This is a genomic window from Burkholderia sp. MR1-5-21 (assembly GCF_053427715.1).
This window is the reverse complement of record NZ_JBSAXD010000004.1, coordinates 139,321-161,279: the sequence shown is the minus strand read 5'-3', so window position 1 is coordinate 161,279 and position 21,959 is coordinate 139,321. Positions and strand designations below refer to the sequence as shown.

General features: G+C 69.0%; 18 protein-coding genes. 7 read left to right on the top strand and 11 right to left on the bottom strand.

All coding sequences use genetic code 11. The annotated features are described in order from the left end of the window. Positions 1–57: 57 nt before the first annotated feature. Both ACV229_RS07325 and ACV229_RS07320 read right to left on the bottom strand, forming a co-directional pair. The gene (locus tag ACV229_RS07325; protein ID WP_448082450.1) at positions 58–1,221 is read right to left on the bottom strand and encodes a M20 aminoacylase family protein; all 1,164 of its coding nucleotides are present in this window, start codon (positions 1,219–1,221) and stop codon (positions 58–60) included. Between the two features lie 30 nt (positions 1,222–1,251). Further along, on the bottom strand, positions 1,252–2,490 hold the full coding sequence (locus ACV229_RS07320; protein WP_448082449.1) for a diaminopropionate ammonia-lyase: 1,239 nt from the start codon (positions 2,488–2,490) through the stop codon (positions 1,252–1,254). A gap of 182 nt (positions 2,491–2,672) precedes the next feature. Here ACV229_RS07320 and ACV229_RS07315 point away from each other — a divergent pair, with 182 nt between their 5' ends. After that, on the top strand, positions 2,673–3,149 hold the full coding sequence (locus ACV229_RS07315) for an Lrp/AsnC family transcriptional regulator (RefSeq protein WP_448082448.1): 477 nt from the start codon (positions 2,673–2,675) through the stop codon (positions 3,147–3,149). A 61-nt stretch (positions 3,150–3,210) separates the two neighbouring features. Here ACV229_RS07315 and ACV229_RS07310 read toward each other — a convergent pair whose 3' ends face one another. The 4 genes from ACV229_RS07310 to ACV229_RS07295 form a co-directional block, all read right to left on the bottom strand. After that, positions 3,211–4,932, bottom strand: coding sequence for a tannase/feruloyl esterase family alpha/beta hydrolase (locus ACV229_RS07310; protein ID WP_448082691.1), 1,722 nt, complete (start codon positions 4,930–4,932; stop codon positions 3,211–3,213). Positions 4,933–4,955: 23 nt separating this feature from the next. Next, positions 4,956–6,101, bottom strand: a complete 1,146-nt coding sequence (locus ACV229_RS07305; protein ID WP_448082447.1) for a porin — start codon at positions 6,099–6,101, stop codon at positions 4,956–4,958. A gap of 64 nt (positions 6,102–6,165) precedes the next feature. Beyond that, on the bottom strand, positions 6,166–7,371 hold the full coding sequence (gene mhpT, locus ACV229_RS07300) for a 3-(3-hydroxy-phenyl)propionate transporter MhpT (RefSeq protein WP_448082446.1): 1,206 nt from the start codon (positions 7,369–7,371) through the stop codon (positions 6,166–6,168). Positions 7,372–7,645: 274 nt separating this feature from the next. After that, entirely contained in the window at positions 7,646–8,140 is a 495-nt protein-coding gene (locus ACV229_RS07295) for a MarR family winged helix-turn-helix transcriptional regulator (protein WP_448082445.1), read from the bottom strand. Between the two features lie 232 nt (positions 8,141–8,372). Between ACV229_RS07295 and ACV229_RS07290 the strand changes: the two genes are divergently transcribed. The 3 genes from ACV229_RS07290 (at position 8,373) to ACV229_RS07280 (ending at position 11,392) form a co-directional block, all read left to right on the top strand. Beyond that, positions 8,373–9,143, top strand: a complete 771-nt coding sequence (locus tag ACV229_RS07290) for a GntR family transcriptional regulator (protein WP_448082444.1) — start codon at positions 8,373–8,375, stop codon at positions 9,141–9,143. 97 nt (positions 9,144–9,240) lie between these two features. Then, a complete protein-coding gene (locus ACV229_RS07285; RefSeq protein ID WP_448082443.1) occupies positions 9,241–10,284 on the top strand; it encodes an aromatic ring-hydroxylating dioxygenase subunit alpha in 1,044 nt (347 codons plus the stop codon). Positions 10,285–10,339: 55 nt separating this feature from the next. Then, positions 10,340–11,392: a PDR/VanB family oxidoreductase gene (locus ACV229_RS07280; RefSeq protein ID WP_448082442.1), complete on the top strand. Its 1,053-nt coding sequence runs from the start codon at positions 10,340–10,342 to the stop codon at positions 11,390–11,392. A gap of 167 nt (positions 11,393–11,559) precedes the next feature. On the opposite strand, the gene ACV229_RS07275 is transcribed toward ACV229_RS07280, so the two are convergent. The 4 genes from ACV229_RS07275 to ACV229_RS07260 form a co-directional block, all read right to left on the bottom strand. Beyond that, the gene (locus ACV229_RS07275) at positions 11,560–13,353 is read right to left on the bottom strand and encodes an acyl-CoA dehydrogenase family protein (protein WP_448082441.1); all 1,794 of its coding nucleotides are present in this window, start codon (positions 13,351–13,353) and stop codon (positions 11,560–11,562) included. A 9-nt stretch (positions 13,354–13,362) separates the two neighbouring features. Further along, complete coding sequence (locus ACV229_RS07270; RefSeq protein WP_448082440.1) at positions 13,363–15,276, bottom strand: feruloyl-CoA synthase; 1,914 nt, start codon at positions 15,274–15,276, stop codon at positions 13,363–13,365. Positions 15,277–15,397: 121 nt separating this feature from the next. Next, entirely contained in the window at positions 15,398–16,849 is a 1,452-nt protein-coding gene (locus ACV229_RS07265) for an aldehyde dehydrogenase (protein WP_448082690.1), read from the bottom strand. 54 nt (positions 16,850–16,903) lie between these two features. After that, complete coding sequence (locus tag ACV229_RS07260) at positions 16,904–17,731, bottom strand: p-hydroxycinnamoyl CoA hydratase/lyase (RefSeq protein WP_448082439.1); 828 nt, start codon at positions 17,729–17,731, stop codon at positions 16,904–16,906. Positions 17,732–17,901: 170 nt separating this feature from the next. Between ACV229_RS07260 and ACV229_RS07255 the strand changes: the two genes are divergently transcribed. Further along, positions 17,902–18,927 (top strand): amidohydrolase family protein, encoded by a 1,026-nt coding sequence (locus tag ACV229_RS07255; RefSeq protein ID WP_448082438.1) that lies wholly within the window; start codon positions 17,902–17,904, stop codon positions 18,925–18,927. Positions 18,928–18,985: 58 nt separating this feature from the next. On the opposite strand, the gene gcvA is transcribed toward ACV229_RS07255, so the two are convergent. Further along, on the bottom strand, positions 18,986–19,876 hold the full coding sequence (gene gcvA / locus ACV229_RS07250; RefSeq protein ID WP_448082437.1) for a transcriptional regulator GcvA: 891 nt from the start codon (positions 19,874–19,876) through the stop codon (positions 18,986–18,988). 229 nt (positions 19,877–20,105) lie between these two features. Here gcvA and ACV229_RS07245 point away from each other — a divergent pair, with 229 nt between their 5' ends. Together ACV229_RS07245 and ACV229_RS07240 are read left to right on the top strand one after the other, a co-directional pair. Next, positions 20,106–20,951, top strand: a complete 846-nt coding sequence (locus ACV229_RS07245; protein WP_448082436.1) for a transketolase — start codon at positions 20,106–20,108, stop codon at positions 20,949–20,951. Then, positions 20,948–21,949, top strand: a complete 1,002-nt coding sequence (locus tag ACV229_RS07240; protein WP_448082435.1) for a transketolase family protein — start codon at positions 20,948–20,950, stop codon at positions 21,947–21,949. Before ACV229_RS07245 ends, ACV229_RS07240 begins: the two co-directional genes overlap by 4 nt. The last annotated feature ends 10 nt before the right edge of the window (positions 21,950–21,959 follow it).

The window sequence follows — 21,959 nt, the reverse complement described above, 5'->3', positions numbered from 1 at the left end:
ACGTCGCGCCCGGTGCGACAGGATCGACGCTCTCGCGTACCCTGACGAAGCCCGATGTCAGGCACCCGCCAGCGCAAGCCGCGCAACTTCGGCGAAATACCGCGCGCCAGTCGACAGGATGTCGTCGTTGAAGTCGTAGGTCGCGTTGTGCAGCGGCACGCCGCCCTGGTTCGCCGCTTTCCCGTTGCCGATGAAGATGAAGTTGCCCGGCACCGCCTGCAGAAACGCGCCGAAGTCTTCCGAGATCATCATCGGCTGCACGTTCGCGTCCACGGCGTCGGCCCCGGCGATATTCGTCGCCGCCCGCACCGCGGTGTCAACCCACTCCGGCGAATTCACTGTCGGCGCGAATTCGTGCGTGTACTCGAACGTGCACGCCGCGCCGTGCGTCCGGCAGATCCCTTCGCTCACTTCGCGCATCCGCGTTTCGAGCAGCGCCTGCACGTCGCGCGAATAGCTGCGCGTATCGCCGTTGATCGTCACGGTCGACGGAATCACGTTGCGCAGCCCGTCCGTGATGAACTCGGTGCATGAAATGACCGCCTGCAGACCCGGATCGAGATTGCGCGACACGATCGTCTGCAGCGCGAGCACGACTTGCGACCCGATGACGATCGGATCGACGCCCATGTGCGGCCGCGCCGCATGCGTGCCTCGCCCATTGATCCGGATCACGAAATTGTCCTCGCTCGCCATGATGCCGCCCGCGCGCGTCGCGAACGTGCCCGCGCGCAGCCCCGGCATGTTGTGCGCGCCGAAGATCGCATCGACGGGGAAGCGCTCGAACAACCCGTCGGCCATCATCGCCTTCGCGCCGCGGCCGTGCTCCTCCGCCGGCTGGAAGAGGAAACGCACCGTGCCGTCGAAATCCTTGCGCTCGGCGAGCAGCCGCGCGGCGCCGAGGATCATCGACATGTGCCCGTCGTGGCCGCACGCGTGCATCTTGCCGGGCGTCAGCGACACATGCGCGCGGCCCGGCGCGCGTTCGGCGATGTTCAGCGCGTCCATGTCGGCGCGCAGCCCGATCGCACACGTGCCGCTGCCGGCCGTCAGGTTCGCGACGAGCCCCGTCCCGCCGATCCCGCGATGCACGTCGAGCCCGAGCGTCGTCAGGATGTGCGCGACATAGTCGGACGTCTTCACTTCCTCGAAACCCGTTTCCGGATGCTGGTGCAGATGGTGGCGCCAGGTCTTCAGCTGTTGCTGCAGCGTGCTTTCCATGTCGAATCTCCTTGTCGATCGTGGTCAGGGTCACGCAACCGGCTGCGCGGCGCGGCTCAGCCAATCGGTCCGGCGCGCCGCCACCGCGTCGGCCGGCTCGCCGACGCACGCCGCGTAGACGGACGGCGCAGTCGCGCCTTCCGTGTTGATCACGAGCACCCGCGACGCGGCGTCGAGTCCGGCCATGCGCGCGAGGTCGCGGTCGCGCATCAGCACCGTCAGCCCCGCGAGGCCGGCCGCGCCCGATTCGCCCGCCACCAGCGGCACGTCGGCGTCGCTGCCCGCGGCCAGCCGGCGCATCGCCTGCACCGCGTCGTCGTCATCGATCAGCATGAAATGATCGATGCACGGCTCGAGAAAATCCCACGCGAGCGGCGACGCTTCCCCGCACGCGAGCCCGGCCATCACCGAGTCGACGGAACCGGTCGCCTTCGTCGCTCGCCCGGCGAGCGCGCTCTGGTACAGGCAGTCGGCCTGCCGCGGCTCGACGACGACGAAATGCGGCCGCCGTGCGCCGTGCCGCTCCCACAAGTAGCTCGCGACGCCAGCCGCGAGCCCGCCGACGCCGCCCTGCAGGAACACGTGCGTGAACGCGGGCGTATCGGCCGTGTCCTCCGCCTGGTCGACGAGTTCGGCCGCGATCACGCCGTAGCCCTGCATCACGTCGCGCGGGATCGCCTCGTAGCCGTCGTACGACGTATCGGACACGACATGCCAGCCGTTCGCGGACGCAAGCTGCGCGGCGCACACCACCGATTCGTCGTAATTGCCGGCGATCCGCACGATCTGCGCGCCGTGCGCGGCGATCGCCTGCTCGCGTTCGGCATCGACGTTCGCGTGCAGCACGATCACGCAGCGGCAGCCGATCGCACGCGCCGCCGCGGCCAGCGCCTTGCCGTGATTGCCGTCGGTCGCGCTGATCACGGTCAGTTCCGCGAGCATCGACGCGTAGCGGCCTTCGATCAGCCCCTTCGGATCAATGTCCCGCGTGCCCGACAGCCGCATCACGAGACGCATCAGCGCGACCGGCGCGCCCAGCGCCTTGAAGCTGCCGAGCGGCGAGCGCAACGATTCGTCCTTGACCGCGAGTCGCGCGATGCCGAGTTGCGCGGCGGCCGCGGGCAGGTCCCACAGCGGCGTCGGCGCGGCATTGAGGAGATGCCAGTGCGACAGCCACGCGCCGCTCTCGCGGGCGGCGTCGATGTTCAGGGTGCGCTGCAGCGCGTCGGGGTAACGGGTGCGTGTCGACCGGGGATTGGCGATCAGCATGGCGAGCTTGCTCCGGGAGGAGGACCGCGTCGGCGGTCCGTCGGGTGAGTCGGATCGGGAAAGCGCCGGTTGCGCTCGCCGTCGATGAGAAAAATAATATTGCGCAGGCCGGTCAATGAAATCCCCAAATTGACCCGATCGGTGCAAAAATTTCTCATTCTGGCGAGGCTTCACGCGACATCATGACGACCCCACTCGATGCGTTCGATCGCAAGCTGCTGATGGAAGTCCAGCGGGACGCGCAGACGCCCCAGAACGAACTGGGCGTGCGCGTGAACCTGTCGACCGCCGCGGTGAACCGGCGCCTGCGGCGTCTCGCGGAAGACGGCGTGATCGACCGCTACACGGCGGTCGTCGCGCCGGAGAAGGCGGGCTACCCGCTGACGATCGTCGCGAACGTCGAGGTGGAGAGCGAGCAGATCGACCAGCTCGATGCGATGAAGCGGATCTTCGAACAGTGTCCGCAGGTCCAGCAGTGCTATTACGTGACGGGGGAATGGGATTTCGTGCTGATCCTGACGGTGCGGGACATGGATCAGTACAACGCGCTCACGCGGCAGCTGTTCTTCGCGAACAACAACGTGAAGCGGTTCAAGACGCTGGTGAGCATGAGCCGGGTGAAGGTCGGGCTGGGGGTACCGGTCGACGAAGCCGCATGAACGCGGATACGACGCAACGCGGCCGGCGCGATGCCCCGCGCCGGCCGGTCATGTCGCCCCATCAACTACAACTGAAACTCGCCGCCGAATTCACATCCCCCGAGCCGTTGTAGCGCGCGACCTTGGGATACGGACACAACGGCCGCGTGCGCCCCGCGCCCCACGACGCCGGCACTTCCGCATTCGGCACCGCGTTCGTCGCATCGCGCGCGGTGGCCACGACCGCGTCAGGCGCACGCCCCTGCTCGACCCACGCGACGAGCGGCGTCAGCATGTCGAACTGGTCGGCGGCCGGCCCGCCCGAGCAGTGGTTCATGCCCGGCACCGGATAGAAGCGCGCGAAATCCGACGCATCGCCGCCGTTCGCCTGCGCGAGCCCCGCATACCAGTCGCGCGTGTCGTTGAACGAGAACACGGGGTCGCCTGTGCCGTGATAGACGAGCAGCTTCGCGCCGCGCCCCTTCAGCGCCGACAGGTTCGTTTCGTCGGGCGGCGTCATGAACGACCACGCGGACTCCGTATACACGCCGCTCGTCGCGAAGATCGCCGGCGCGTCGTTGTCCATGTCGAAGCCGAGCGCGAAGCCGGACAGGTTCGCGAGCGTCGCCGCAGTCTTCGGCGGGCTCATGAACGTGAACGCCATCGCGGCCGGATCGAGCGTGATCGAGTTCGACTGCTTCCACGCGGCCCAGCCGCTGCCCGCGATGCCCGGATCGTACGGAAAGCTCGCGTACAGCGCCGTGCCCGCGCTGTTGCGCGCGCCCGCGAACACGTTCTCGAGCGCGGTCTTCTGCGCGCTCGTCAGGCACGAACCGGTGCGCGTGCCGTTCGCGCAGGTCGGGATGTCGGTGTCGATGCTGAAATGCGCCTGGCACGCGGCGACGTCCTGCACCATCCCGTCCGCCGCGCCGTCGAGCGCGTCGCATTTCTCGAGAATCTTCGCGCCGACGAACCGGCGCTCCGCATCCGTGAAGCCGCTGCGAATGTCGGGCAGCCCGTTCGTGCCGGTCGCCGACGCGATCTTCGCGAATTGCTGCGCACTGTACATCTCGCCGATCGCCGCCTTCGGCAAGTGAAAGCCCGGATCGCCCGCGATGATGCCGTCGTAGTCGGCCGCGTTGCGCGCCGCCGTCACCATCGCGTGGCGGCCGCCGTTCGAGCAGCCGTCAAAATAACTGCGGTCCGGCCCCTTCCCGTACGCGAGCCGGATCACCTGCTTGGCCATCGGCGTCAGCGTATCGACGGCCGCGTAGCCGTAATCGCGCCGCGCCTGCGGATCGACGCCGAACAGCGGATTCTGCGCGGCACTGTGTCCGGAATCGGAACTGATCACCGCGAAGCCCATGTTCAGCGCGTTCGTCAGCGGCCCGCCGCCGCCGATCTCGCCGGTTGCCGTCACGACGTTGCCGTCGAGCCCGCCGTTCGCCTGGTAGAAGAAGCGGCCGTTCCACGCTTTCGGCAGGCGCATCTCGAAGCCGATCGCATAGGTCTTGCCGTCGACGGGGCTCACGCGCGGGTTCATGTTTCCGCCGATCACGCAGTGCTCGGCGATCGGCTTGCCGGCCACCGTCAGCGCGCCGGCGGCCGCGGTCGTCACCGACGTGAACGATGTGTTCGGATACGTCAGTTGCGCGGCGAGCGCGGCGCAGGTCTGCGTCATCGTCGCCGGCGTCGCGGCGGACAGGTGCGGCGACGCGGTCGAGATCGAGTCGTCGCCGCCGCAGCCGGCGAGGATCGCGGCGGACAGCGGCGCAATGCAGAGGAATGCAGATTTGTTCACGATGTCTCCGGTGGTCGGTACGTGGGTCAGAACAGGTGCTTGACGCCGACCATCGCGCCGAGCTGCCCCATGCCGGCGCCGGGCGTCGTGCCGGCGCCGCCGCCGCTGACCGCATAGCGCGCATGCTCGCTGTTCCACAAATACGAGGTTTGCGCGTACACCGACGTGCGCTTCGTCAGCAGGTAGGTCGTGCGCAGCGTCGCCATCGTCGCGCGCGTGTCGTGCGCGCTGTTGACGATCCGGTAGCCTTCGCCGTCGACGATGAAAGACGGCGTGAACGTGTACGACGCGCCGACGAAGAACAGATTCGAGCGCGCGCCCGGCGCGGCGGGCGAATCGGTCGTCACGCGCCGCCCGATCCAGCCCGCGCCGATGCGCGCGCCGGCCGCCTGCGCATACGCGCTGACGTGCACGCGCGCATCCTTGTCCGCGCTGCTCGTGAATGCGATCGGCTCGACGCCGTCGAAGAAGTTCGCCGCTGCGCCAGTGCCGCCGCGCTGCTCCTCGTAGGACGTCGCCGCGCCGAAATACGCGCTGTCGTACTTGAGCATCACCGACCAGTCGCGGCACTGGATCGCCTGGCCCGGCACCTGCCCCGCGCACGTGCCCTGCCCCGGCGAGTTGCCGGTGCCGGCGCCGTCGCGGCCGAACGAATAGCCGGCGCCGAACGTGAAGCCCCGGTAGGTGCCGATGTAGGTCACCGCGTTGTCCGCGCGGCCGTTCGGCACGTATGCGTCGAGCGAGCCGAGGCCGTAGATGTCGGGGCCGATGATGTCCGCGCCCTGCAGCGCGAGGTAGGTCATCATGTACTGGCGGCCGAACGCGAGCGTGCCGAAGCCGCTCTTCAGCCCGACGAACGCCTGCCGGCCGAACAGCCGGCCGCCCTGGCCGAGGTCGCCGCCGCGCAGGTTGAAGCCGCTCTCGAGCGTGAAGACCGCCTGGTAGCCGCCGCCGAGATCCTCGGCGCCGCGCAGCCCCCAGCGCGACGGCATCTCGCCCGTCACGCCGGGCATCCGCACGACGTGGTCGCCGGCCGCATTCGCATGCGACACGAATTCGACGCCGGTATCGACGATTCCGTACAGCGTCACGCTCGACTGCGCATGCGCGCTCGATGCCGCGAACGCAATTGCGCACGCGCCGGCCGCCGCCAGGGCTTTGATGTTCTTCATGATGGGTGTCTCCAGACCTGTGTTGATGTCGCGCTCTGCCGGCGCTCGGGGTTGAAAGGGGAATTCAGTCGTCCGCGTGCGGGCGCCGGATCAGCAGCAGCGCCGCCACGGCCGCGACGAGCGTGACCGGGATGCTCGCGCCGATCACGACCGATGCGCTGCGGCCCATCGCGAGCAGCGCAGCGGCCGCGAGCGGCCCGACGACGGAGCCGAGCCGGCCGACGGCGACCGCCGAGCCGACGCCCGTGCCGCGCATCGCGGTCGGGTAATAGATCGCGGCGAGCGCATACAGCACCGACTGGCCGCCGACGACGAACATGCCGGCCGCGAACGCGGCCGCGGACAGCCACACGAGACCCGGCGCGATGGCGAGCGCGCCGAGCGACAGCACGATCCCCGCATACATGCCGCCGACGACGCGCGACGGTCGCATGCGGTCCATCGACATCCCGATGCCGAGCGCGCCGAGACCGCCGCCGATGTTGAAGAAGATCTGCACGATCCCCGCCTGAGCGCGTGCGAGGCCCTTTGCGGCCATCAGCGACGGCAGCCAGTTCAGCAGGAAATACAGCACGATCAGCGTGCAGAAGTAGCTGAGCCACAGCGCGAGCGTCGTGCCCGCGCGCGCATCGCCGAACAGCGTGTGCGCGACGCCCGGGCGCGCGGCGCCCGACGCACTGACGTCGAGGAACGCGCGCGATTCCGGCAACAGCCCGGCCAGCAGCGGCACGAGCAGCAGCGGCCCGGCGCCGCCGACATAGAAGATGTGCCGCCATTCGGTGTCGCCCGCGAGCAGCACGCCGATCAGCGACGCGATCACGCCGCCGAACGGAATGCCGCAGTACATCGCGGCGACCGCGCTGCTGCGCGAGCGCGGCTCGACCGCCTCCGACGACAGCGCGATCAGGTTCGGCAGCGCGCCGCCGAGGCCGATGCCGGTGAGCGCGCGCACGACGACCAGCATCGCGAAGCTCGATACCTGTGCAGTGGCGATCGACAGCAGGCCGAACAGGCAGACCGACGCGATCAGCACGCGCTTGCGGCCGATCCGGTCGGCGAGCCGCCCGCCGAGCAGCGCGCCCGGCAGCAGGCCGAACGTGCCTGCGCTGAACGCAATGCCCATCTGCGATACGGTCAGCCCGAATTCATGGGCCATGCGCGGCGCGGCAACGCCGACCGACTGCAGGTCGAGCCCCTCGAGCAGCGCGATCGCGAAACACAAGCCGAGCGTCGTTGCGACGGCCGGCCTCTCGGCAACATAGGTGTCCATTTCGTCTCCTAACCTGCGCGGCATGCCGACACGCATGCGCGCTGTACTTTTCATGATCGGATCACGCATCGGCTTTGTCAGGTAACCTGATTCAAAGTCCGAAATAAAATCCGCTCGGCACGTCAGCCGCGCGGATCGTCATTCCATCGAAGGACGGGACGATTTAATAACAGGTAACCTGATATTTCAAGTGCGGCGAGCGCCGGTGTTAACCCGCAATGGACACGGGAACCGGCGCAATCGGGTCAGGCAGTGACGGAGGGAAAGGCGCGGGTCAGTCGCGCAGGTTGCGCACGAACAGCTCCAGCGTGCGCTGGACCTGCGCGACGTCGTCGGCCGTCAGGCCGTCGCCGAGCATCCGGCGTTCGAGCGGCCGCAGCACGTGTTCGCATTCGCGCAGGATCGCCGAGCCTTCGTCGGTGAGCCGCAGCAGGATCACGCGGCCGTGATTCGGATCGGCTTCGCGCGTGACGAAGCCGCGGCCCGCCATCGCGACCATCACCTCGTTCGCCGACTGCGGCGTGATGAACGACCGCACCGCGAGCTGCGCATTGGACAGCGCGCCGCGTGCCTCGAGCACCGACAGCGCCGTGTACTGCGCGAGCGTCACGCCGAGCGGCGCGAGCGCATCGCTCATCTGGCGGCGCAGCAGCCGGTCGAGATTGCCGATCAGGTAGGTCAGCCGCTGCTGAGGGCGCGTGCGCGGCTGTTCTTCGGTGGCGCGAGCCGCGCGTTTCGCGCCGGCCGGCTTGACGGGTGTCGAACTCATGAAGGTGTCGGAATGAAGGTCGCGGGCCATCTTACCTCACGCGCGACAGGCTTCGTGACTGCCGGGAAACTGTATACAGCATGGCCCTACCGAGTCCGGCATTGTGCTCGTTTACCCGGCAATTCCTGCAATTCCCCTTGATCGCCGCGCATCCATGTATACAATTTGACTCAGGCAACCTGATACAAACGATCGCGCCGCGCACGCGGTACGACACCTCACCCGACACCTCATGACCCATATCGACGCACCGTCACCCGACACGCACGCCGCCGCGTCTCCGTCGCAGACCGTCCGCGCGCTGCTCGGCCTGCGCGAACTCATCGTCGGCGGCGAGCTGGGCCCCGGCGAGCGGATCTCCGAGCTGTGGGTCGTCGAGCGGCTCGGCGTATCCCGCACGCCGGTTCGCGCGGCGCTGATCCGGCTCCAGGAAGAAGGGCTGATCGAACCGATCCCGACCGGCGGCTTCGCGGTGCGCGCATTTTCCGCGCGCGAGATCGGCGACGCGATCGAACTGCGCGGCACGCTCGAAGGGCTCGCCGCGCGGCTCGCGGCCGAGCGCGGCGTACCGTCGCCGACGCTGCGCGACCTGCATGCCTGCGCCGATGAAATCGACGCGCTGCTCGCGGGCCCGCTGACCGACGACACGTTCTCGCGCTACGTCGATGCGAACGCGCGCTTCCACCGGCTGCTCGCGGGCGCGGCAGGCAGCGACGTCGTCGCGCGGCAGATCGACAAGGTCGCGACGCTGCCGTTCGCGTCCGCCAGCGCGTTCGTGGTCGTGCAGTCGCTCGATCCGCGCGCGCACGAAACGCTCGTCGTCGCCCAGGCGCAGCATCGTGCGGTGCTCGACGCAATCGAGCGCCGCCAGGGCGCGCGTGCGGAAGCGCTGATGCGCGAGCACGCGCAGATCGCCCACGGCAACCTGAAGCGCGTGCTCGACAACCAGCGCGCGATCACGAAGCTCGCCGGCGGCAACCTGATCCGCCGCGACGCCGGCTGACCCGGCGCGCGGCCTGTTCATACGCGGCGCCCGGCACATGCGGCGCCGCCCTTCCGACCCACACACATGGCGTGCGAGCACGCCCTGGAGGAGACGCATGTTCCTGAAAAACGCGTGGTATGTCGCATGCACACCCGACGAATTCGCGGGCAAGCCGCTCGGCCGGCAGATCTGCGGCGAGCGCATGGTGTTCTTTCGCGATGCAGACGGCCAGGTCGCCGCGCTCGAGGATTTCTGCCCGCATCGCGGCGCGCCGCTGTCGCTCGGCACCGTCCGCGACGGCCGGCTCGTCTGCGGGTATCACGGGCTGACGATGGGCGCGAACGGCAAATGCGCGAGCATGCCGTGCCAGCGCGTCGGCGGCATTCCGGCGATCCGCACCTATCCGGCCGTCGAGCGGCACGGCTTCGTGTGGGTATGGCCCGGCGATCCTGAGCGGGCCGACCCGGCGGCGATCCACCGGCTCGACTGGGCCGACGATCCGGGCTGGGCCTACGGCGGCGGCCTGTATCACATCGGCTGCGACTACCGGCTGATGATCGACAACCTGATGGACCTCACGCACGAGACCTACGTGCATGCGTCGAGCATCGGCCAGCCGGAGATCGAGGAGGCGCCGCCCGCGACGAAGGTGAACGGCGACACGGTCACGACCAGCCGCTTCATGGAAGGCATCGTGCCGCCGCCGTTCTGGGCGGCCGCGCTGCGCGGCAACGGCCTCGCCGACGACGTGCGCTGCGACCGCTGGCAGATCTGCCACTTCACGCCGCCGAGCCACGTGATGATCGAGGTCGGCGTCGCGCATGCGGGCAAAGGCGGCTACCACGCGGATCCGCGCGACAAGGTGTCGAGCATCGTCGTCGATTTCATCACGCCGGAGACGGAGACGTCGATCTGGTACTTCTGGGGGATGGCGCGCAGCTTCGCGGTCGACGATGCCGCGCTGACGGAAACCATCCGCACCGGGCAAGGCAGGATCTTCGCCGAGGATCTCGACATGCTCGAAGCGCAGCAGCGCAACCTGCTGACCTGGCCGGACCGGCCGCTCCTCAAGCTCAACATCGACGCGGGCGGCGTGCAGTCGCGGCACGTGCTCGACCGGCTGATCGACCAGGAGCGCGCCGCCGCGCTGTCGTGCTGACCGCGTGCCGCGCCGTCGCGCTGCGGCGGTGCGGTGCGCTCACTCCATCGTCCCCATGAAAGTCACACTTACCTGCAAGCTTCCCGCCGCGACCGACATCTGCGAGTTCGAACTGGTGTCGGCCGACGGCGCCGCGCTGCCGCCGTTCACGGCCGGCGCGCACATCGACGTCCATGTCGGCGGTTTCGTGCGCCAGTACTCGCTGTGCAACAGTCCGTCCGAAGCGGACGTCTACCGGATCGGCGTGCTGCGCGAGCCCGCGTCGCGCGGCGGCTCGCGCGCGATGCACGCGTGCGAGCCCGGCGCAACGCTCGACGTCAGCGCGCCGCGCAATCATTTCCCGCTCGACCCGCGTGCCGCGCACAGCGTGCTGCTGGCCGGCGGCATCGGCATCACGCCGTTGCTCAGCATGACCGCTCATCTGGTCGAGACCGGCCAGTCGTTCGAGCTGCATTACTGCGCGCGCGAGCGGGCGCGCGCCGCCTTTCTCGACCGGCTCGCCACGCCGGCGCTCGGGGCCCGCACGCGGCTCTGGTTCGACGACGATCCGGCCGGCCGGCGCATCGATTTCGCGCAGGTGCTCGCGAACCCGGACCCACGCACGCACCTGTACGTGTGTGGTCCCGGCGGATTCATCGACGCCGCGCTCGCGGCGGCCGCGCAGGCCGGATGGAGCGCGGCGAACGTGCATCGCGAGTATTTCGGTGCGACCGGCGTAGGTGCGGCCGGCGTAGGTGCGGCCGGCGTAGGTGCGACCGGCGTAGGTGCGACCGGCGTAGGCGCGGCCGGCAAAGGTGCTGCCGGCGTAGGTGCGGCAGACCCTGCGTCCAAAGACGGCGACCGCGCGTTCCAGGTGTCGCTCGCGCAGTCGGGACGCGTGGTCGACGTGCCGGCCGGCACGTCGATCGTCGAAGCGCTGCGCAGCAGCGGAATCGACGTGCCCGTGTCGTGCGAACAGGGCGTGTGCGGCACCTGCCTCACGCGGGTGCTGTCCGGCACGCCCGATCATCGCGACGTGTACTTGACCGACGACGAGCGCGCGGCCAACGACCAGATCCTGCCGTGCTGTTCGCGCGCGGTCACGCCGGTGCTGGTGCTCGATATCTGAACGAGAAGCTGCGCGCAGCGTCGCCGCATGAGGCTGGGCGACGCGCGACCGGTCTTCCGACCGTCTCGCGGACACGCAGCTCACTTGTTCCTGATTGGCTCCGGCTCAACGGATTCCGTACAGCCCGGCAGTCGTACAGAAACGGCCCTGGCGGATTGGTCGCGCCGCTAGCACGCAACAGCGTGATGCGATCCGGCCGGCAACGGGGCCCGGCACCCGGCTTCGACAAGCGCGAGCCGATGCGCGAACGCCGCGAGCGGATAGTCGAAGAAATATGCGCCGAGCTCACGCTTGTCCGCATGGAACGGATCGTCGTGCGGCGCGTCGGCGGCGATCCGCAGCGTGCGCGCCCACGAGAACGCGAGCAGCAGCCACCCGAGCAGCGCGAGATAGTCGTCCGCGACGCGATACGGCAACCCGGAATCGTCGGCGCTCGCACGCATCAGGTCCGACGTCACGCGTTCGACGTCCGCGCACAGCGCGCTCACGCGTGCGCCCGCCTGCTTCACCGTTTCGCCGGCACCGCCATCGCAACGCACCGCCTCCGCACGCACGAGATCGAGCAGCGCGCGCAGGCCCTCGCCCCGATCCGCGAGCAGCTTGCGCGTCAGCAGGTCGATCGCCTGGATCTCGTTCGTGCCTTCGTACAGCATCGACACGCGGCTGTCGCGCACCGTCTGCTCGATCCCGTAGTCGTGGATATAGCCGTAGCCGCCGAACACCTGCAGCGCGTTCGACGCGGCCGCAAAGCCGTTCTCGGTGAAGAACGCCTTCGCGACCGGCGTCAGCAGCGACACGAGCCGCGACGCCGCCTGCCGCTCGGCAGCATCCGGATCGTGCGCGGCGACGTCGAGCCAGTACCCGATCCAGAAGCCGATCGCGCGCTCGCCTTCGACGATCGCCTGCGTATCGAGCAGGTTGCGGCGCACCGCCGGATGCAGCGCGATCGGCGCCGCCGCGCCCGGCGCGTGCGCGCCGCCGGTGACGCGACCCTGAACGCGTTCGCGCGCATACGCCGATGCGGCCTGCCACGCGCTTTCCGCGTGCCCGACGCCCTGCATCGCGACCTGCAGCCGCGCCGCGTTCATCATCACGAACACCGACGCGAGCCCGCGATGCGGCTCGCCGACGAGCCAGCCGGCCGCATCCTCGAAGCGCATCGCGCAGGTCGGGCTCGCCTTCAGCCCCATCTTCTTCTCGATACCGTCGCACCACACGCCGTTGCGCACGCGCCCGGCCGGCGCGTCGCACCACTTCGGCACGACGAACAGCGACAGGCCCTTCGTGCCGGGTGGCGCGTCCGGCAGCCGCGCGAGCACGAGATGCACGATGTTGTCGGTGAGGTCGTGCTCGCCGCCCGTGATGAACAGCTTGCTGCCGCTGATCCGGTAGCCGTCGCCGGCCGGATCGGGCACCGCCTGCGTGCGCAGCAGGCCGAGGTCGCTGCCGGCCTGCGGCTCGGTCACGCACATCGTCGTCAGCCATTCGCCGCTCGCGATCTTCGGCAGCACGTCGCGCGCGAGCCGCTCGGCGCCATGCGCGCGCAGGCACGCGACCGCGCCGTGCGTGAGGCCCGGCGACATCAGCCACGCGTGGTTGGCCGCCGCAAGCATCTCCTGCAGCGCGACGTCGAGCAGATGCGGCAGGCCCTGCCCGCCGCAGTCCGGATCGAGCGCGAGCGTCGGCCAGCCGGCGTCGACGTAGTCGCGATACGCATCGCGGAATCCGTCGGGCATCGTCACGCCGCCGTCGTCGAACCGGCAGCCCTGCAGATCGCCGCTCGCATTCAGCGGCGCGAGCCGCCCGACGACGAAGCGCGCGGCTTCGTCAAGCACCTGCTGCGCGGTCGGCGCGTCGAGGTCCGCCCATTCGGGCACACGGCGCCACAACGCCGGCGCGTCGAGCCATTCGTCGATCACGAAACGCATGTCGCGCAGCGGCGCGCGATAGGAGGCACTCATCGTGCCCCCTCAAACGCGACGCGCCGCGTTGGCGAAGATCATGCCGGATTCGGCCACACCCGCCGCATCCGCCGCGTACATCGCATCGACCAGCGCCGCGCGCTGCGCGAGCACCGCGCGCTGGTTGATCGAGCCCTTCTCGGTGATCTCGCCGAGATCGAGCGACGGCGGCTCGTCGAGCACGCGCAGCCGCGTGATGAAGGTCGCGCTGCCGGTCGCATCGCGGTTCAGGCGCGCGAGCAGGTCCGCGAAGAACGCGCGCACGGCCGGCGCGCGCAGCACGGCTCGCGCATCGGCGTCAGGTCCCGCGCCGGCAAGGCGCCGGCAATCGTCGACACGCGGGAAGATCATCGCGCCGACGTCGTCGCGGTTCATCCCCGTGACGACCGCGTCCTGCACGTACGGCGCGCCGTTCGAGATGATCCGCGCGCGCATCGGCCCGACGCTCACGAACGTGCCCGACGACAGCTTGAAATCCTCGGCGATCCGGCCGTCGAACATCAGGCCGACGTCCGGGCGCTGCGGATCGGCGAAGCGCACCGCGTCGCCGCTGCGGTAGTAGCCTTCGTCGTCGAACACGTCGCGCGCGTCCGCGCCGCTCGCGCGCCAGTAGCCGGCCATCACGTTTGGCCCGCGAAAGCGCGCCTCGAGCTTGCCGTCGACCGGCACGAGCTTCGCCTCGCAGCCGGGCGCGGGCAAGCCGATATAGCCGGCGCCCGACATCGGCCCGGTCGTGAACAGGCACGACGGCGCGGCCTCGGTCATCCCGAGGCCCGCCATGATGCGGATGCGTTCGCCGCAGTGCGCGAGCGTCACGCGCTCGAGCCGGTCCCATGCGGCCTGCGACAGCCCCGCGCCCGCGAAGAAATACATCCTCACGCGCGAGAAGAAGGTCGCGCGCAGGCCGGCGTCGGTTTCGAGCGCGGCCGTCAGCTCTTCCCAGCCCTTCGGCACGTTGAAGTACAGCGTCGGCGCGATCTCGCGCAGGTTGCGCAGCGTCTCGTCGAACTTGCCGGGCACCGGCTTGCCGTCGTCGATGTACAGCGTGCCGCCGTTGTAGAGCGCGATGCCGACGTTGTGGCTGCCGCCGAACGTGTGATTCCACGGCAGCCAGTCGACCAGCACCGGCGGCTCGAGGCCGAACTGCGGGAACGTCTCGAGCAGCATCTGCTGGTTGCTGCACAGCATCCGGTGCGTGGTCGGCACCGCCTTCGGCAGGCGTGTCGAACCGGACGTGAACAGGAACTTCGCGATCGTCTCGCCGGTGATCGCGTCGTGGGCCGCATCGACACTGTGCGGCGCCGTGTCGAGCAGCGACGCGAAGCGCGTGACGCCGCGCATCCCGTCCGGCGCGGACACGACCACGCGTTCGACATCGGGCGGCACGGTCGCGTCGAGCGCGGCCTGGAACGCATGGCCGTCGGCCGCGAACACGAGGCCCGGCGTCAGCAGCGACAGCGCATGGCGCAGCTTGCCGAAGTCGCTCGACACGAGCGAATACGCGGGCGACAGCGGCGCATAAGGAATGCCGGCCCACATCGCGCCGAACGCGACCTGCAGGTGTTCGAGATCGTTGCCGGACAGGATCGCGACCGGCCGCTCGGCCGACAGCCCGCGATCGAGCAGTGCCTGGCCGATCGCACGCGCCCGTTCGAGCATCTGCGCATAGGTGATGCCGACCCACGCGCCATCGGCGCCGCGCCGCGCGACCAGCCAGCGGTCCGGGTGTGCGCGCGCGCCGCTCGCGAGGCGGTCGGTCAGCCGGCGCGGATAGTCGCCGAGCGGTGCCGCGGAACGCAGGTACCAGCAGCCGTCGCGCTGCACGATGTGCGGCGGCGTCGCGCCGATCGCGACGCTCCGGTAGCCCGCGGGCGCCGGAGGCTCGGTGGCGACGCCGCGAGGTTGGGTCGGATCCGCATCCAAGGTCTGTCTCCATTCAGTTCCGCCGGACGCACTCGCTCGCGCCCGGCGGGCACTTCGTCATGTGTTGTCGTTATCGTGGCCGAGTTGCCGCGTTGCCGCGTTGTCGCGACCCTGCGCCCGCTCAGATCGGGTAGTGGCGCGGCCCGGTCTGCACCGTGATCCAGCGCAGGTCGGTGAACTCGGCGATCGACGCCTTGCTGCCGAAGCGGCCGTAGCCGCTCGCCTTCACGCCGCCGAACGGCATCTGCGCCTCGTCGTGCACGGTCGGGCCGTTGATGTGGCAGATGCCCGATTCGACGCGTTTCGCGAGGTTCATCGCGCGCGCGATGTCGCGGCTGAACACGGCCGCCGACAACCCGTATTCGCTGTCGTTCGCGGCCGCGAGCGCGTCGTCGTCGCCGTCGACGCGCTGCACGGTCACGACCGGCCCGAACGATTCGTCCGCATAGAGCTTCATCGCGCGCGTGACGCCGTCGACGATCGTCGGCTGCATCACCGCGCCGTCCACCTCGCAGCCGAGCGGCAGCGCAGCGCCATGCGCGCGCGCATCGGCGACGAGCGCCGCGATGCGCTGCGCGGCCGCCGCGCTTTCGAGCGTGCCGAGCACCACGCCGGGCGCAGCCGGGTTGCCGGCCTTCAGCGTGCGCGCCTTCGCGACGAGTTTGTCGACGAACGCGTCCGCGACCTTGCGGTCGACGATCACGCGCTCGGTCGACATGCAGATCTGCCCCTGGTTGAAGAATGCGCCGAATGCGACCGCGTCGACGGCCGCATCGAGATCCGCGTCGTCGAGCACGAGCACCGGCGCCTTGCCGCCGAGTTCGAGCAGCGCAGGCTTCAGGTGCCGCGCCGACAGCTCGGCGACGATCCGGCCGACGCGCGTCGAGCCCGTGAAGTTCACGCGCCGCACCGCGGGGTTCGCGATCAGCCGCTCGACGATCGCGGGCGCGTCCTGCGGCGCATGCGTGATCACGTTGACGACGCCATCGCCAAGCCCGGCTTCGTGCAGCACGCTGCCGATCAGCCGATGCACGCCCGGGCAGCCTTCGGATGCCTTCAGCACGACCGTGTTGCCGCACGCGAGCGGCATTGCAAGCGCGCGGGTCGCGAGGATCACCGGCGCATTCCACGGCGCAATGCCGAGCACGACGCCGCACGGCTGGCGCACGGCCATCGCGAGACTGCCCGGCACGTCGGACGGAATCACCGCGCCGTCGATCTGGGTCGTCATCGCGGCCGCCTCGCGCAGCATGTTCGCGGCGAGCATCACGTTGAAGCCGTACCAGTTCGCCATCGCGCCGGTTTCCGCGCGGCCGGTCTCGATGAATTCGCCGGCGCGTGCATCCATCCGGTCGGCGGCCGCCAGCAGACGCCGGCGGCGCTCGGTCGGCGCGAGCGCCGCCCACGCCGGAAACGCGCGTCCGGCCGCCGCGACCGCGGCATCGGCGTCGGCCGTCGTCGCCGCTGCGGCGCGCGACGCCACCTGCCCCGTCGCCGGATCGATCCGGTCGAACGTCCTGCCGTCCGACGCGCCGCGCGACACGCCGTCGATCAACAAACTCACTTCGCGCACTTCGTGCATTTCGCTGTCTCTCCGCTCAGGTCCGGTTGCGTGCGGTGCGCCGTGTCAGCGCTTGTACGCCTGCAGGCCCGGCTTGATGCTCTTGTCGTCGAGGAACTGCTTGAGCCCCTGCTCGCGGCCGCCTTCGGGATCGCGATGGTTCGCCTGGTCGAGCTTCGCGTACAGGTAGTCCTCGTTCTGCTCCCATGTCAACTCGCGGCAGCGCTTGAAGCCGTGCTTAGCATTGCGGATCACGACCGGGTTCTTGTCGAGCAGCTTCGCGGCGAGCGCGCGCACTTCGTCGCGCAGCTGTGCACGCGGCACGCTCTTGTTGACGAGCCCCATCTGCGCGGCCTGCTGCCCCGTGAACGTGTCGCCGGTCATGATGTAGTACAGCGCCTGGCGGTGGCCGACCGTGTCCGCCATCGCCTTGCTGACGAGATTGCCGGGCGGGATGCCCCAGTTGATCTCCGACAGGCCGAACACGGCTTCGTCGGCCGCGATCGCGAGATCGCACGCGACGAGCGGCGAGAACCCGCCGCCGAAGCACCAGCCGTTGACCATCGCGATCGTCGGCTTCGCATACATGCGCAGCAACTGCCACTGCCAGCGGCTCGCGTCGCGGCGGATCTTCTCCTGCAGGATCTCCGGGCCCGCGTCGATCTCGCGGAAGTATTCCTTCAGGTCCATGCCGGCCGTCCACGCGTCGCCTTCGCCGGTCAGCACGAGCACCTGTGCTTCCGGATCGAGCTCGATCGCTTCCAGCACGTCGATCATCTCCGAATTCAGCGTCGGGCTCATCGCGTTGCGCTTCTCCGGACGGTTCAGCGTGACCCATGCGATCCCGCCCTCGACCGCGACCTTCACGGTGTTCCAGCGACCTTCGTAACTCATCTTCGTTCTCCAATGACAGTGCCGCCCCTCGCGACTCGCTGCCAATTTACTATCAGGTAACCTGATATGTAAAGTAGAATGGAAGCGGCTCGGGAGAAACCCCTAATCGGGTGCGAACGTGCTGCATCGCGCCCCGTCGCGGCGATGAATCACGACATGAGGAGACACGCTTGGATATCCGGAACCTGATTGCGATCGACACGCACGTGCACGCCGAAGTGTCGTGCTGCCAGCCGCCCGACCTGTTCGCCAAGGCATTCGACGACGCGGCCGACAAGTACTTCGGCACGGTGCTGAAGCAGGGCCGCCGGCCGACGATTCCCGAAACGATCGCGTACTACCGCGAGCGCCGGATCGGCTTCGTGATGTTCACTGTGGACTGCGAGGCGAACATCGGCCGGCGCCGCATTCCGAACGAGGAGATCGCGGATTTCGCGCGCGAGAACGGCGACATCATGATCGCGTTCGCGAGCATCGATCCGCACAAGGGCCGCTTCGGCGCGCGCGAGGCGCGCCGGCTGATCGAGGAACACGGCGTGAGGGGCTTCAAGTTCCACCCGACGATGCAGGGGTGCTTTCCGAACGACCGGCTCGCTTATCCGATCTACGAGGTCATCGCCGAGCATGGACTGCCGGCCGTGTTCCACAGCGGCCATTCCGGCATGGGGTCGGGCATGCGCGGCGGCGGCGGGCTGCGTCTCAAGTATTCCGAACCGATTCATCTCGATGACGTTGCCGCGGATTTTCCCGACATGAAGATCGTGATCGCGCATCCGTCGTGGCCATGGCAGGAGCAGGAGCAGGCGCTGTCGATCGCGTTGCACAAGCCGAACGTCTATATCGATCTGTCCGGATGGTCGCCGAAGTATTTCTCGCCGGAGCTCGTCAAGTATGCGAACACGCTGCTCCGGCACAAGGTGCTGTTCGCGTCGGATTTTCCGCTGATCCGTCCGGACCGGTGGCTCGACGATTTCCAGCACGCCGGGTTCCGGCCTGACGTGCATCCGCTGATCCTCAAGGACAACGCGGTCGCATTGCTCGGGCTGTCGGCGGCGCAGATCCGCCACGCGCCGGCGTGCGCGGGGCGCCGGCCTCGCGTTGGGGACGCGTTGGGGACGCGTTGGGAGCGCGTTGGGGACGCGTTGGGAGCGCGTTGGGCGCGTTGGGCGCGTTGGGCGCGTTGGGCGCCCTGGTAGCCCTGGGAGCGCGTCGAGGGCGCATCGGAGCACGTCGCGGGCCGCGTCAGTACCCGCCTCACGCACCAAGTTCCGCAAACAGCCAGTCCTGAAAACTCTTCAGCTTCGGCAATTCGGCGCGCGCTTTCAGCAAGTTCAGCGTGTAGCCGTTGATCCGCAGCCCGTCCATCCCGAGCGGCGCGACGAGCCGCCCCGTCTCCAGCTCGCGCTGCACGAGCAGCAGGCTTTCGAGGCAGACGCCCATGCCGTCCGCCGCCGCGCTGATCGCCATGAACGACCGGTCGAAGCGCGGGCCGCGCGTGATGTCGAGCCTCACCTTGCGATGCTGGCGCATCCAGTCGCGCCAGCCGACGAGACAGCCCTCGCTGTGGATCAGCGCGTGATGCTGCAGATCCGCCGTCGTGCGGATCGGATGCTCGCCTTCCATCAACGCGGGCGAGCACAGCGGCACGATCGTCTCGGCCGGCAGCTCGAGCACCATCGTGCCCGCCGGCTGCAGCTTGCGCGCGCCGTAGCGGATGTCGATATCGACCGCTTCGGTCGTCAGGTCGCAAAAGTCGGCCGACGCGTTCAGCCGCACGTCGATATCCGGGTTCAGCGCGCTGAAGCGCGCGAGCCGCGACATCAGCCATTGCGTCGCGAAGCTCGGGGTCGAATGCACGGTCAGGATGTCGCTTTTCGTCGTGCGGCCGATGTTGCGCGTCGCCGTGTCGATGCGCGTGAACGCCGCCGCGATTTCCTCCGCGTATTGACGCCCCGCGTCGGTCAGGATCACCGCGCGATGCACGCGATGGAACAGCCGCACGTCCAGTTGCTCCTCGAGCAGCTTGATCTGATGGCTGATCGCGGACGGCGTCACGAACAGTTCTTCTGCTGCAAGCGCGAACGACGACAGCCGCGCGGCCGCCTCGAACGCCTGTATGGACTTGAGCGTGACCCGATTGTGCATTGCAAGATCCGGATGAATTCAATTCAACTGTCGGCCCATTTAATTCGTTTGAGCGCGCGAATTCAAGCCGATACGCTGTTTCGTACCTGCCGCACACCTGAAACAAGGGTTTATCCCGATGCGCGGCAGATGACGGCCGACGCGACCGATGCAACCGATGCGACGGCCGGCCAGACCGACCCCATGACGGCCGCGCCGTTCGACGGTGCGCCGCAGCAAGGAGACTCGCTTGAATACGCGCGAAGCCGGGCAAGCCGCCCATCTCGCAGAACGCGCCTACCGCATCCGCCGCAACGCGTTGCGGATGGGCGAGGTGCAGGGGCAGGGCTACATCGGCCAGGCCCTCGATATCGCCGACGTGCTCGCCGTCGCCTACTTCCACGCCATGCGCTACCGGCCCGACGATCCCGAATGGGAAGGACGCGACCGCTTCCTGCTGTCGAACGGCCACTATGCGATCGCGCTGTACGCGGCGCTGTTCGAAGCCGGCGTGCTGCCGCCCGAGGAGCTCGAGACCTACGGCAGCGACGACAGCCGCCTGCCGATGTCCGGGATGGCGAGCTACACGCCCGGCATGGAAATGTCCGGCGGCTCGCTCGGCCAGGGCCTGACCATCGCGGTCGGCCGCTGCCTCGGCCTGAAGCGCAAGGGCTCGGACGCGTTCGTCTACACGCTGTTCTCCGACGGCGAGCTCGACGAGGGCGCGGTGTGGGAGGCGATGCTGTCCGCGAGCCACTGGAAGCTCGACAACCTGATCGCGATCGTCGACGTGAACAACCAGCAGGCCGACGGCCCGTCGACGCAGGTGATGGCGTTCGAGCCGCTCGTCGAGAAGCTCGAAGCGTTCGGCTGGTTCACGCAGCGCATCGACGGCAACGACATCGACGCGGTCGCCGCCGCGTTCGACGCCGCGCGCAGCCATCCGGGCGCGCAGCCGCGGATCATCGTCTGCGACACGAAGATGGGCTGCGGCGTCCCGTTCCTCGAAGCCCGCGAGAAAAACCACTTCATCCGCGTCGACGCGCACGAATGGCAGCTCGCCCTCGACGCGCTGGATGCAGGGAGACAGGCATGAGCACCACGACCGCATCCAAACCGCGCCTGAAGACCTCGGCGATGATCGCGTCGATCGCCGCCGACGGGCAGGCGACCCGCGCAGCACCGTTCGGCCACGCGCTCGTCGAACTCGCGCGCGAGCGCGCCGACGTCGTCGGCATGACGGCCGACCTCGGCAAGTACACGGACCTGCACATCTTCGCGAAGGCGTTCCCCGAGCGCTATTACCAGATGGGCATGGCCGAGCAGCTGCTGATGGGCGCGGCGGCCGGCATCGCGCACGAAGGCGCGCAGCCGTTCGTGACGACCTACGCGGTGTTCGCGACCCGGCGTGCATATGACTTCATGCACCAGGCGATCGCCGAGGACAACCTCGACGTGAAGATCGTCGCCGCGTTGCCCGGCCTCACGACCGGCTACGGGCCGAGCCATCAGGCCACCGAGGATCTCGCGCTGATGCGCGCGATGCCGAACATGACGGTGATCGATCCGTGCGACGCGCTCGACATCGAGCAGATGGTGCCCGCGATCGCCGCGCACCGCGGCCCCGTCTACGCCCGCCTGTTGCGCGGCAACGTGCCGGTCGTGCTCGACGAATACGACTACCGCTTCGAGCTCGGCAAGGCGAAGCTGCTGCGCGACGGCGCGGACGTGCTGATCATCTCGTCCGGCATCCTGACGATGCGCGCGCTCGACACGGCGAAGGCGCTCGCCGCCGACCGCATCGACGTCGGCGTGCTGCACGTGCCGACCATCAAGCCGCTCGACACCGCGACGATCCTGCGCGAAGCGAAGCGCAGCGGACGCCTCGTCGTCGTCGCGCAGAACCACACGGTGATCGGCGGGCTCGGCGAGGCGGTCGCCACCGCGCTGCTCACGGCCGGCGTCACGCCGCAGTTCCGGCAGATCGCACTGCCCGACGCGTTCCTCGACGCCGGCGCGCTGCCGACGCTGCACGACCGCTACGGCATTTCCACGCAGGCGATGTCCGACACGATCAAGGGCTGGCTCGGCTGAGCGCCGGAAG